We start from the raw sequence: 12,839 nt of genomic DNA on the forward strand, positions 1-12,839 counted from the left end.
TAATAGATCTTAAGATCTTTATATAGATCCTTTATTATTGTTACTATTAAGGGAGCGATCTTCTGTGGGTAACCGCTTTTTCCCTTTAGTATTCATGAGTTAGCAGCGATCAGATCCTGTGATCTTATTATGATCAAACTAATGTAAGCTTGTGGGTAGATCGGCTACTTATCCACAGGGGGGATCCTTAACCGGATCGGGCCTTGAGTAATACAGAGTTTGATCAAAAGAAAATAATAGGTTATCCACATATTTATCATTTTAGATCGTAATATGTGGATAAGTTAGATCTAATCTGTGAGTCGATCCTTAACTTATCCTTTAAAAAGATCTTAAAGACGATCTTGCCACTGTTCTAACCAAGCTAGTGCAGGATCTTCAGGGACATGATCGTATTGCACATCGATCTGGATCTTATCCACATAGACTTGTGCACCGCAACTCTCCAATGCTTGAGCTAATTTTTCCGGTCCTTGGCAGAAAGTGTCGTAACTTGAATCTCCGATCGCACAAATCGCATATTTAGTGTCACTAAGATCGGGTTTTTGAGACAAGATCTCCTCTAAAAATGGCGCTATATTGTCCGGAAGATCCCCTGCGCCATGTGTAGAAGAGACGATCAACCACAATGATTTTGGGTCTAGATCGGCATATTTTGGGGTCATATGTATGATATTTTCATGGCTTAAACCGGTTAAAATTGCCGAGAATTCATCGGCAACATACTCAGCATTACCCAGAGTAGTGCCTACTAAGATGTCTATTTTTGCCATCTTGTTTCCTTATTTTTACTGCTATGCCTATTTAAAAGGCTTGATATAAAGTGCTCAAATGGCCAAGTTTGAATCCTAAAATGGCCAGAGAAGACTCAGCATTTTTCCTAATACTAAGTGAAAAGCCTGCTTGGATCTTGCTACTTAGTGGGATTTACATCTGTATTTTCGTTGATTTTGACTCTCAGACTAAGCTAAATTGATTAGGTGTCTGATGATTTTGTAGCGAAAAGCAGATAGTTAACCTTGGTATTCCGGTTTACTGACCAGTGTTTAGTGAAGGGATTAAACGTCATGCCTTTAACATTTATTGTCTCTAGACCTTGTTTTGAGAGCATGGCCGATATCTCCTGTGGTTTCACGAAAAATCGCCATTCATGGGTGCCTATGGGGAGATACCTCATGACATATTCGGCGCCAATGATACCGACTATATATGACGTAACGGTTCGATTTAGGGTCGCCATTACCAATAAACCACCGGGCTTGAGTAGCCTACAGCAGGTATCTACCAATCCTTGTTGATCGGCGATATGCTCTATGACTTCGGTATTAAGTACTATGTCGTATCTATTGGATTTATCTTCAAGATCACTGGCTAAACAATGAATGTAATTGACTGATATATGATTTGTTTTCGCATGTTGGTTAGCGACTAGTATGTTGTGCTCGCTAGCATCTATACCTGTGACGTCAGCGCCAAGTTCGGCTAAAGGTTCGCACAGGAGTCCGGCACCGCAGCCGATATCGAGTAAGCTAAGGCCTGCCAATGGGGCCGGGTTATTAAGATCGAGAGCTAAATGTTGGGCTATCATCTTCTCGATGGCGATTAAGCGTGTTTGGTTAAATGCCAAAACCTGTTTGAATTTTCCTTTAGGATCGCGCCATTCTTTGGCTAAACGATCAAACTTAGCTATCTCTTCGGCCGTATTTAGGCTCGTACTGTGACCGGAAGTTAATTTGCTTCTATCTAACACGATATATTTGCTCAAAATTAGCTATTAGCTCGAGTATACCAAGTCTTGGTCTTTCTATTAATGTCTTGTCACAGCTAGCTATCCGCTCTGTTTCACCAATTATCGAGTAATGAATCGCTGCTATACTTGAGTAAATAACTTGGGTATTTTCATTACTTGTTATAACTGCTCAAACGTTTTTGACAAGCATGAAAAGATCTATTGTGAGGGTAAGGGCATGTTAAGACATTACTTTATTAGCAGCGATCTCGATGATCTGGAGAAGGTTGAACAGGAACTAGAAGCCGAGGGGATCACTGAGCCACAGATACATATATTGAGTGAGAAAGATGCCGATGTAGAAAATCATCATCTCCATGAAGTTGAACCTGTGCTAAAGCAAGACGTGGTTCACTCGACTGAAATTGGTGCCGTGATTGGTTTTGTTATTTCATCCGCAACCCTGATGCTTGCCTATGAGATGGGCTGGACCGAGAGTGCTGCGGGGTGGCTGCCGTTTATCTTTCTTTCAATTGTCATACTGGGTTTTTGTACCTGGGAGGGCGGTTTTATCGGTATTCAGAAACCAAATGTACATTTTGAACGATTTCAGGAGTTATTACATAAAGGAAAACATGTGTTATTTGTCGACGTTGACCCTAATCAAGAGCCTGTTTTTGCCAAGATCATCAATGCTCACCCTAAATTAGAGCCTGCAGGTCTGGGATCGGCAACCCCACATTGGGTGGTTCGTTGGCAAGATAAGTTCCACAGTTTCATGAAGACTATGCCTTAGTGGGATCCCTAAAACGTGGAGGGAGTTTCATGTTGAAACCGCTAGTTGTTTAAAGTTATTTAGCGCCTGTTCGGCGCTTTTTTATTGCTTGAGTTTATGGGCTTCTCAGGAGAGATCGCCATTTATAGTCTATCTTAATAATACCAGTTGCATTAAGTATCTGACCATTCAGCGGGAGTTCAAAGCGCTGTAGGCAAGGCTGGGGTTTGAAGCTAATAGTTATTCTATATCTAGGGCCCCAAACGCAGCATAAAGTGCTTTGAAGCCCGCGCTATGTGAGCGACTCAGGATTTCCACTTCTGCTTTGCATTGATTTAAAAGGGAGTAACCATTTCCTCATCACTGCGCCTTGAATTGAAAACCCTGAGGAACTCTGAATTGATTACATATTTAATGCAATCGGTATATTAGTCAGAAAAATCTTAATGATCTCGTAATTTTAAGTGTGGTCACTCTGGAGTTCAGCTGCTTTAAGTGTCCACTCTCTTATAGGGATGAGTGGCATGGCTATAGCGATTGTTATCCTGTTATTAGTACTCGTATCTGTGGTATTTCACTTCGCAAGCCCTTGGTGGTTTACTCCGATCGCGTCCAATTGGACAGCCATCGACGATACCATCACTATTACCTTCTGGATCACAGGTATAGTCTTCATTCTTGTTAATGGCTTCCTCGCTTTCTGTGTATTCCGCTTTCGTTTTGATAAAAACAAACGTGCCGATTATGAACCGGAGAATAAGAAACTCGAAGTGTGGCTAACCGTGTTCACCACTGTCGGTGTGGCGGCCATGCTTGCCCCTGGTTTGGTCGTTTGGGGGGATTTTGTCACGGTTCCCGACGATGCGGAGACATTCGAGGTCGTTGGTCAGCAGTGGCATTGGAGTTATCGGTTACCCGGTAAAGACGGCATATTAGGCCAAAGCGCCGTCGAGTTAATGGATGAGAAAAACCCTTTCGGTCTCAATCCCGATGATATGAATGCCCAAGACGATGTATTGATCCCCAGTAATGAGATGCATATTGTGTTAGATCAGCCGGTGAAGGTGTTGATGCGATCTAAGGATGTATTACATAACTTTGCGGTACCGCAATTTAGAGTCAAGATGGATCTGGTGCCCGGCATCGAGACCTACCTCTGGTTTACGCCTACACGACTCGGTCGTTTCGAGATGCTATGTGAAGAGCTATGTGGCATGGCTCATTACACCATGCGAGGCCAGATTGTGGTGGACACGGCTGAAGATTATCAAGCCTGGTTGGATAAGCTATTTACCTTCAGAGAGTCACTTAATGCACCTGAGGGAGATCTGCAGTTAGGTAAAACTTTGTATGCCAGCTGCGCCGCCTGTCATGGCAATAATGGTCAGGGCAATGAAACGCTCAATGCACCTATGTTGGCGGGCCAGCCAGCCTGGTATTTAACGCGTCAGCTTAACTATTATAAAAGTCAGGTTCGTGGCAGCCACCAGCAGGATATTTATGGTCAGCAGATGGCTGCTATGGCCAATACCTTAGCCGATGCTAAAGCGATCAAAGATGTCACGGCTTATATTGCATCCTTGCCAGCTCAGGCTATCTCCCCTGCAGCCGTGAATAACGGACCTCTGGCTCGTTCCATAGCCAGTGGTCAACGCCTGTTTACCAACTGTGCATATTGCCATGGTGATAAAGCTGAAGGTAAGTTTGCTCTTAATGCCCCCAGATTAGCGGGGCAACATGACTGGTATCTAAAGCGGCAGCTACAAAATTATCGTGCCAGCATCCGCGGGGCTCATAGGGGGGATCTTTACGGTACTCAGATGATTATGATGTCGCGATTACTGCAAAATGAACAAGCCATAGATGATGTTATTGCTTATATCACCAGATTAAAGCCAGCTTCTGATACCGGTTATCATCAATCGGTGAGTAGGGCGGTTAAAGCAACTGAATCCCCAAGCATTATGGATCAGAGCCATGAAACACAGGAGGTGAGCCGATGAGTTTTACCGCCATTGTCGATCAAGCCGACGAGTCCCAACATCCCACCAGCTTTATGACTAAGTATATCTGGAGCCAAGATCATAAGGTTATTGCTATTCAGTATTCTATCACTGCGCTGTTCGTTGGTTTAGTCGCTCTGGGGTTGTCGGCAATGATGCGTTTGCAGTTAGGCTTTCCCGATACTTTCTCCTTTATTGATCCCAGCAACTATCTGCAGTTTGTCACCATGCATGGCATGATAATGGTGATCTATTTGCTTACTGCTTTACTGCTAGGTGGTTTTGGTAACTACTTGATCCCCTTGATGGTAGGTGCCAGGGACATGGTGTTTCCCTACCTGAACATGCTCAGTTATTGGACTTACTTGTTGGCGGTCATCGTTTTGCTGGCGAGCTTCTTCGTTCCCGGAGGTCCGACAGGTGCAGGATGGACCTTGTATCCACCGCAAACTATTTTACCTGGTACTCCGGGAAGCGACGGTGGCATCCTGTTGATGTTGGTGTCACTGGCAATATTTATCGTCGCCTTCACCATGGGCGGGCTCAACTATGTCACCACCATATTACAGGCTCGTGCCAAAGGTATGACCCTGATGCGTATGCCGTTAACCATCTGGGGGATCTTCATCGCCACCATCTTAGGTCTGTTGGCATTCCCGGCGCTTTTAGTGAGTGCCATTATGATGATGTTAGATAAATTAGTGGGAACCAGCTTCTTTATGCCCGCAATATTGTCTTTGGGTGAGCCTCTCAATTACACCGGCGGTAGCCCGGTCTTGTTTCAGCATCTATTTTGGTTTTTCGGTCATCCCGAAGTCTATATTGTGGCGCTGCCGGCCTTCGGTATGGTGTCCGATGTGATAGCGACCCATGCCAGGAAAAATATCTTCGGCTATCGCATGATGGTGTGGGCTATCGTCGCCATTGGCGGCCTTAGTTTTGTTGTTTGGGCACATCACATGTATGTCAGCGGCATGAATCCCTATTTTGGTTTTTTCTTTGCGACGACAACCTTGATCATTGCTATTCCCACGGCACTTAAAGTCTATAACTGGTCGCTCACTTTATGGCGTGGCAACATACATATGACTGTGCCCATGATGTTCGCCATCGGTTTTATCTTCACCTTTACCCATGGCGGGTTAACCGGGCTGTTTCTCGGTAATGTGGTGGTCGACTTGCCCTTGTCGGATACCTACTTTGTTGTGGCTCATTTTCATATGGTGATGGGGGTTTCACCTATAATGGTGTTGTTTGCCGCTATTTATCATTGGTTTCCTAAGATCACAGGACGCTTCCTCAACACTGGTCTGGGTAAGTTTCATTTCTGGATGACTTTCATCGGGACATACTCCATCTATCTCCCCATGCACTATCTGGGTTTTCTCGGTGTACCGCGGCGTTACTTTGCTATGGGGCCAACCGAGTTTATCCCCGAGTCGGCTCAATCTCTGAATGCCAGTATCACCATATCGGCGCTGATTGTTGGCCTGGTGCAGCTAATATTCTTATTTAACATCATCTGGAGCATCTTTAAAGGCAAGAAATCCGGGTCTAATCCCTGGAATGCCACCACGCTGGAATGGCAAACCGAATATACACCGCCTAGACACGGTAACTGGGGAGAAAAGATCCCCGTGGTTTATCGCTGGGCCTACGATTACAGCGTCCCTGGCGTGAAGGCTGACTTTATTCCGCAGAATGTCTCACCGGAAGAGGTTGAGATGATGGATGAGCCAGATGTGATGCCAGCAGCCACTAGTGAAACGAACGACCAAACAAAAGTTAACTCGCAGTCAGATGATAAGGGAGGTGTTTGATGAACTTTTTCACGAGCACATTCAGCAAACTCACCGAGAAGCCCTGGTTAGCTCAGTCAGCTGGCACATTTGATCAAGGTGTAATCGAATATCAAGCTGGGTATCCCGGCAAGACGGCGCTGAAATTTTTTATCGCCGTGGTCACTGTCATCTTCTTTCTGTTTAGCGTGACTTATCTGTCGCGCTCTCAATATGCCGACTTTCAGGCCTTGGGGGGCGAGCCCTGGTCACCTCTCTATCAACCTCTGTGGTTATGGGTTAATACGGGCTGGTTGCTGTTGGCTAGCCTGAGCCTACACTTTGCCGTTGGCCAAGTGAGTGAAACTAAGCTCAACAGATTACTGGGTTTACTGACATTGGGCGTTATCTTCTCCCTATTCTTCTTATTTGGTCAGTGGAGTGTATGGCAGCAGCTTTATCTACAAGGTTTTTCTATTAACTCGAATCCGGCCAATAGTTATTTTTATTTGCTAACAGCAATTCATGGTCTGCACTTGCTCGGCGGCTTATTTGCTTTGGCTCGGGTGCTGGTTATTTTTAGCCGCAAGGTGAAGCTGGATATATTGCAGCGGAGTTTAGTCTTATGTGCTTGGTATTGGCATTACCTATTGTTGCTCTGGCTATTTATCTTCGCCTTGCTGACCGCTTCCCCCAGCACTTATAACACTATCGCAGCCTGGTGTGGCTTGTAGGGATTTAGTGTTAGTGATTGTAGTTGTTTGTAGAAAACGACACATGAGCATAGATGATAAACGGAAAAGTAGCCTTATGTGGCTTGTAGGACTCGTGTTAAGGCTGGTGTAAGTAGTGGAGTGACACATGAGCATAGATGATAAACAAGAAAAAGCAGAAGCGCCCATAGCATCGGACAATTGGCAAGGTGCCGTGAGTGATTGGGGCGCTGATAAACAGGTTTTCAATATGCCTTGGGGCAAGTTGATGATGTGGTTGTTTCTGCTCAGCGATACCTTTGTTTTCAGCGTGTTTCTAGTGGGCTACATGAATGTGCGCATGTCCAGCATGGACAGTTGGCCCCTAACCAGCGAAGTGTTTGCGCTAACCATAGCCGGGCACCATATCCCGTTAGTGCTCATTGCCATCATGACCTTCATCTTGATCACCAGCAGCGGCACCATGGCGATGGCCGTTAATTATGCTTATCGCGGCGACAGACGAAAAACCGTTATGTTTATGGCCGCTACGGCTTTATTAGGCGCTTCTTTCGTCGGCATGCAAGCATTTGAGTGGTCCAAGCTCATCATAGAGGAGGGCGTTCGTCCCTGGGGGAATCCCTTGGGCTCGGCACAATTTGGTGCCACCTTCTTTATGATCACAGGCTTTCATGGCATGCATGTCACCGCTGGTGTTATTTTTCTCTTGGTTATTGCTAGACGTGTTGCTAACGGTCACTACGAAGGCAAAGGCTATCATATCGTCGAGATAACGGGTCTCTATTGGCACTTTGTAGACTTAGTTTGGGTGTTTATTTTCGCACTTTTCTATCTCTGGTAAGCGATATAGAAAATAGGTTAAGAGCGAAAAGTGGTAAAGGCGATAAGCAGGAAGGTAAAAGCTTTATTGGACGCTATGGTAGAGCTGGTCTGGGTGTTTATTCTTGATAAGTGATAAGTGATAAGTGATAAGTGATAAGTGATAAGTGATAAGTGATATTGAGGTGGTGTATGAGTCAGATAACAGGTAAAGATGCGGAGCCTGCTGAGGCGGATAAAGCCCAGCCTAAGCTACATCCCATCAGTCTCTACTTGAAAATATGGGGGTTACTGTTTGTGCTCAGCACCATGTCCTATCTGGTGGATTTCTTTGAAGTGCAAGGAATGCTGAGATGGACCTTGATCTTAATATTTATGGCGTTAAAGGCCGGGCTGATTATCACTATATTTATGTATGTCAGGTGGGAAAGGTTGGCATTAAAGCTGGTGCTGTTTATCCCTCCATTGGCTATAGTCGTGTTTATTAGCTTGATGGCCATCGAGGGTGACTACACTTTAGTTAATCGCCTAATCTCATTTATCTCGGTGTAAAGTTATGTCTGACGAGTCACTCGCTAAAGTTATTCGCTAATATGTCACGCCAAGTTAAGGCTAAACTCTTTTTAGGTGTCGGCGTATTCATTATCGTCACTTTAGTGCTAACCAGTATTTCATTCATTTGGGTTAAGTCCAGTCCTCGGGTTAATTTACAACTGCAAAGTGCGAGCTTGCTACAAAAGCCGATTAAACTCTCAGATTTCACCTTAGTTAATCAACATAATCAATACTTTACTCAAACTGACTTACGCGGCCAGTGGCATATATTGGCCTATGGATATCTAAATTGCCCGGATGTATGCCCGGCAACTCTGCTCCTATTAAATAGCCTGATGCTTAGTCTGCAAAAAAATCATCAATTTGAAGATGTTCAATTACTTTTCTATACCATAGATCCTAGTAGAGACTCGATTGAAAAATTGGCTGAGTATGTAGCGTTCTTTGGTGAAGATATAATAGGACTGAAGCCTGTTGAGGTTGAGTTATACGATGGAATGGCCAAGCGGTTCGAACAAGAATTAGGTATAAGAGTCAAGATAAGCAGGCAGATGGAAGGAGAGGATATTTATCAGGTCGGTCATGGGGTCGCCATTTACCTTCTGGACCCCCAAGGTCGGCTCCACGCTGTGTTTGAACCGAGCCTAGATCCCTTCGGCAATCGTCATTTCAATAAAGATGATATCTATCATGATTATGTTTTGATCCGCAAAAATGCCGCTAGGATATGAGTACGTTATAGGTTGATAAGCCACAACTGAACATTGTTTGTGTTGTACTCAATGTTATATCAGTTATGGCTGAAACCTATATTAATCGCTTAGTTTTGTTGCTTCGTTGGAGCTATTTTTAAGTCTCGAATACACACAGATTGAGGAAGTTCTACGGCAAACTCTACTGCTGACGCTACATCATCTGCTGAAATAACCCCACCGATAGATTCTTTCCAATCTTTATAATCTTTTTGTACTGCGGGGACAGAAATATGACTTACAAGTTCTGTTTCTGCTGCGCCTGGAGATATTTCAATAACTCTTACATTATAAGGAGCCAACTCCCACCTAGTTGCTTCCGTTAAACCATGAACAGCATATTTTGTTGCACAATAGGCCGCATGAAATTCATATGTTTTTTGTCCGGCCAAGCTCGACATATTGACTATTGTGCCACTTTGACGTTTTTTCATTTTGGAAATAACAATTTCCATACCATTCAAAACACCTTTGAGGTTTACGTTTATCATGGCTTCCCACTCTTTAGGATCTTGAGAATCAAGCTCTGATAACAACATAATACCAGCGTTATTGATTAAAGTTTCTACTTCTCCGTAGATAGCTTCAGCTTCAATAATGGCATTTTTAAATCCTTCGGCATCACAAACATCAACAGCTTTACAAATAGTATTTGATAATTTTAAATCTTCCATAGGCTCTAGCCTACGTGCGATCAAGAGTAATGGATAATCAAGCGCATTTAAACGTCGAGCGATGGCTGAGCCAAAACCACTGCTAGCACCAGTGATTACAACTAACTTTTTCATTTAAGATCCTTATAAAATTATTTGTTTACTTCTATCATAGGTTTTACTACTTGATCTAGTGTATCACCGAGGAAAAACGCTGCAGAATAGCGTTTAGTCTTACTTGTTAACACTCTATGTTCAGTCGCTGGAAGTTGACCCCTTGTAAGCATTTCAAGTAATTGACCTATTTTAACAACAATTCCTTCTGGAATTGTTGGTACATCTTCCCAAATACCATCTACCCTAATTTGCAATCCTCCAACTTTATTTTGCAAAAGTAAAGTGAGTAAGCCTTCATTTTTATGTACCCAACCCCTTGTAAACCCTTGGCTTCAGGGTAACTAATTGTAATTGTCCGAGCAAGTACATCTTCAGCTACTTTGATTGAACCATTATTTTAACGACTGACCATTACATCAGGAGTTAACATGGCTAAACGTTCTCATAAAGATTAGGGCCGCTTTGATAAAACAGCAGTCCGCTAGCAGTTTATCGATTACGGCTTTTTGTCGTAAAAATAAGTGTTGTCTCTCTATTGTCAGACCATCATAGATCACAGTAAAAAATGATAAACAAAACAGGGCGGGATCTTTTTATTTAAAAGATATCCCGTTTTTATAGAGAGAGTACTAGCCCATGGCCTGAACTTGAGAGCCCAGTAACAAGATGGCTAAGGCGAAGAATATCATGCCCATAAACTTATTCTGATTAGCCCTGAACTTGTCATTTTTCAATAGTGACTTACCCAAAGTACCCACCATTAACACCAGTAATAAGTTAAACAATAATCCCATCACATTGAGTAGCAGGCCTAGAGCCAGCATCTGCTCGCCTGATGTTGCCGTTAGCTGAGGTGAAACAAATTGAGGCAGGAAGAGCACAAAGAAGAGTAAGGCCTTAGGGTTTAACAGGCAGCAGAATGCCGCGCGTCGGTATAGCACCTTAGCTAGCCCAGATTGCTGGGTTATTTCCGGTGTATCAGCAGGTCCACTACGCATGCAATCCCAACCCATCTTCATTAGATAAGATCCGCCTAAGATGCGTAGCACCTGCAAAGCCATAGGATTCATGGCAATCAATGCCGACACGCCCATAGCTGCAAGTAGTGTCAGTATTAAGCCTGAAGTCGCATTGCCCAGGCTGGCAAATATACCGACTTTTTTGCCATAGCTTAAACTAGAGCTCGCAATCAGTAACATGTCGGGGCCCGGTATAAGGAGTAGGGCGATAATGGTAGTCAAATATAGCGGGAGTATAGCGAGATCGATCATCATAAATGCATAGGTTGGAACAGACGGCGGCATTCTACCTCTATCAGGACCTATCGGCAGTAGTTTATCTGTGGCTTTTGAGAACTCTTAGCTATTAAAACTACGTACAACTGAGATATTTGAACTAGGTCTAGGTTTACTACTGAGTGGTGTTTCTTGTAAAGCGCCTAAGATTAATAGCGTCATATTTTTGTCAAAGTGGCTTAAACACTGGCTTACATAGGATTCGCAGGGTTGTTTTTTTATAGTTTTTTATTCAGTAACTATATTTTTTGGTTATAAATATTGCGATTTTTCAGGTACCAGTAGAAAAGTGCTTTAATTTACAGTGATACTTTATTGGTTAGTTAATTTGATTTTTACGGCTTTGTTTACTAGCAGGCAATATTGGATTCAAATGAACATACTCACAATGACTAGGTCACTAGCTATTTGATATTAGCGTTATGGAAAACAGCTAACTGATTATTTGTATTGATTAAATATCATTCACTTCTATTTACTTTGGTTTGTTATGAGCATCGCTATAAATTTTATATTCGTAAATGACTGGCCTGGATAATCTATAAAAAGACGCGTCATATATTAGTTCATTTCTTCTAAAATCCACATTTAGCACCTGCTTGTTAAGTGTTCAATAAAATGACGATAAGTAAGATGTTTGACGCAACTAACAGTCAGTCAAAACTAAAAAAGTGCTGATAAAACAGACAACATCTTGACAGTATCCGCTGTATTAAATTTACTCTAAAATGATTTGTATTATCTCGTTACCATTATAAAACATCGGCTTTATAGTCTGTTTTTAGCCATGATATTGGTTAACCATTTCTCGAGTCATGTCGTGAACCACTTCATTATTAATTTCACGCAATAGGTGAATAAAGAGTCCTTATGTTACGTTATATTTTATCAGCCATAATCCTCTACGCATTCTGGTTAACTTACCAAGATGCATCGGAATACTTTGATGAGCAGTCACTCAATGAAGTCGAACTGGCTCAGGCTGAAGTTACAGTAAAATTAGCCAAGCAAGCGGCTCTGCTGGAGGAGACCAGGCGTTATAGCCAGATTGAAGATCTTGGCAGTGAGTAAGCCGATTATCGACCAAAAAATTTGGGTCCTTGTTGGTTCACAAGGTTGAAAGAACTTATTGGTTAGGTTTAGGGTTTGTTTGGCAGATTTTGTGTTTGGTTGGTTTATGGGAGAGCATAGCTTCATTTAAGTTTATAACCTGCGGTTCGCTGAATATGCAGATACTTCTGCGAGACGCCGGCTCTTGATTTCATAAGAGTTGTCCTTATAGGCTCTGCCAAAACTTCCTTGTTTTGGAAGCTCGCTGCCGCATCTACACCTGTTGGTAAAGCAAAACGTTATATCTTCGGTTTATCAGCCTTCATAACCATGCAGACTTAGGGCTTTTCTCCCTCTTTTACAATTCTATGAAGTGTTCGATGTAGTATCTGAGAAAACATCTGATGTGAATGGTCTTGTATGTTCCAGACATACATAAGACACTTTATAGGTAAGGTTCACAAATGCCGTGGTGACAGGTCAATGATATTCCCTTCATCATAATGACATTTCCCATATCCATATGGGAAATGTCATAGAACTGCCTTGTTTTTGCCTACCTACACCGGGTATTTAAAAGGAGTGCGTTTCTTCGATTAA

At 43.0% G+C, this 12,839-nt stretch carries 12 protein-coding genes and 1 pseudogene; 8 read left to right on the forward strand and 5 right to left on the reverse strand.

Annotated features, from left to right (window positions below):
* Positions 1-332 precede the first annotated feature (332 nt).
* On the reverse strand, positions 333-773 hold the full coding sequence (gene mioC, locus sps_RS00005) for an FMN-binding protein MioC (RefSeq protein WP_077750598.1): 441 nt from the start codon (positions 771-773) through the stop codon (positions 333-335).
* Between the two features lie 203 nt (positions 774-976).
* Positions 977-1,750 (reverse strand): bifunctional 2-polyprenyl-6-hydroxyphenol methylase/3-demethylubiquinol 3-O-methyltransferase UbiG, encoded by a 774-nt coding sequence (gene ubiG / locus sps_RS00010; RefSeq protein WP_077750599.1) that lies wholly within the window; start codon positions 1,748-1,750, stop codon positions 977-979.
* Positions 1,751-1,967: 217 nt separating this feature from the next.
* Between ubiG and sps_RS00015 the strand changes: the two genes are divergently transcribed.
* From sps_RS00015 to sps_RS00045, 7 genes are all read left to right on the forward strand, one after another.
* Complete coding sequence (locus tag sps_RS00015) at positions 1,968-2,525, forward strand: NAD/FAD-utilizing enzyme (RefSeq protein WP_077750600.1); 558 nt, start codon at positions 1,968-1,970, stop codon at positions 2,523-2,525.
* 503 nt (positions 2,526-3,028) lie between these two features.
* A complete protein-coding gene (locus tag sps_RS00020) occupies positions 3,029-4,507 on the forward strand; it encodes a c-type cytochrome (RefSeq protein WP_077755494.1) in 1,479 nt (492 codons plus the stop codon).
* Entirely contained in the window at positions 4,504-6,327 is a 1,824-nt protein-coding gene (locus sps_RS00025; RefSeq protein ID WP_077750601.1) for a cytochrome c oxidase subunit I, read from the forward strand. Before sps_RS00020 ends, sps_RS00025 begins: the two co-directional genes overlap by 4 nt.
* Positions 6,327-7,019, forward strand: coding sequence for a cytochrome c oxidase subunit 3 (locus tag sps_RS00030; protein WP_077750602.1), 693 nt, complete (start codon positions 6,327-6,329; stop codon positions 7,017-7,019). Before sps_RS00025 ends, sps_RS00030 begins: the two co-directional genes overlap by 1 nt.
* Before the next feature lie 127 nt (positions 7,020-7,146).
* Positions 7,147-7,839 (forward strand): heme-copper oxidase subunit III family protein, encoded by a 693-nt coding sequence (locus tag sps_RS00035; RefSeq protein WP_077750603.1) that lies wholly within the window; start codon positions 7,147-7,149, stop codon positions 7,837-7,839.
* 170 nt (positions 7,840-8,009) lie between these two features.
* Entirely contained in the window at positions 8,010-8,369 is a 360-nt protein-coding gene (locus sps_RS00040; RefSeq protein WP_077750604.1) for a cytochrome C oxidase subunit IV family protein, read from the forward strand.
* Positions 8,370-8,410: 41 nt separating this feature from the next.
* Positions 8,411-9,103: an SCO family protein gene (locus tag sps_RS00045; RefSeq protein ID WP_077750605.1), complete on the forward strand. Its 693-nt coding sequence runs from the start codon at positions 8,411-8,413 to the stop codon at positions 9,101-9,103.
* 89 nt (positions 9,104-9,192) lie between these two features.
* Here the strand turns inward: sps_RS00045 and sps_RS00050 are convergent, their stop codons facing one another.
* The 3 genes and pseudogenes from sps_RS00050 to sps_RS00060 all read right to left on the reverse strand — a co-directional run bounded on the left by sps_RS00050 (position 9,193) and on the right by sps_RS00060 (position 11,165).
* Positions 9,193-9,912 carry an SDR family oxidoreductase gene (locus sps_RS00050; RefSeq protein WP_077750606.1) on the reverse strand — a complete coding sequence of 240 codons (720 nt, stop codon included), beginning with the start codon at positions 9,910-9,912 and terminating at the stop codon, positions 9,193-9,195.
* Between the two features lie 17 nt (positions 9,913-9,929).
* Positions 9,930-10,187, reverse strand: a pseudogene (locus tag sps_RS00055) (2OG-Fe(II) oxygenase family protein); the annotation flags it as partial.
* A 336-nt stretch (positions 10,188-10,523) separates the two neighbouring features.
* The gene (locus sps_RS00060; RefSeq protein WP_179948403.1) at positions 10,524-11,165 is read right to left on the reverse strand and encodes a LysE family translocator; all 642 of its coding nucleotides are present in this window, start codon (positions 11,163-11,165) and stop codon (positions 10,524-10,526) included.
* Positions 11,166-12,059: 894 nt separating this feature from the next.
* On the opposite strand from sps_RS00060, the gene sps_RS00065 reads away from it, so the two are divergent.
* On the forward strand, positions 12,060-12,260 hold the full coding sequence (locus sps_RS00065; RefSeq protein WP_077750608.1) for a hypothetical protein: 201 nt from the start codon (positions 12,060-12,062) through the stop codon (positions 12,258-12,260).
* Positions 12,261-12,839: the final 579 nt, after the last annotated feature.

The sequence above is a fragment of the Shewanella psychrophila genome, from assembly GCF_002005305.1.
Lineage (GTDB): Bacteria > Pseudomonadota > Gammaproteobacteria > Enterobacterales > Shewanellaceae > Shewanella > Shewanella psychrophila.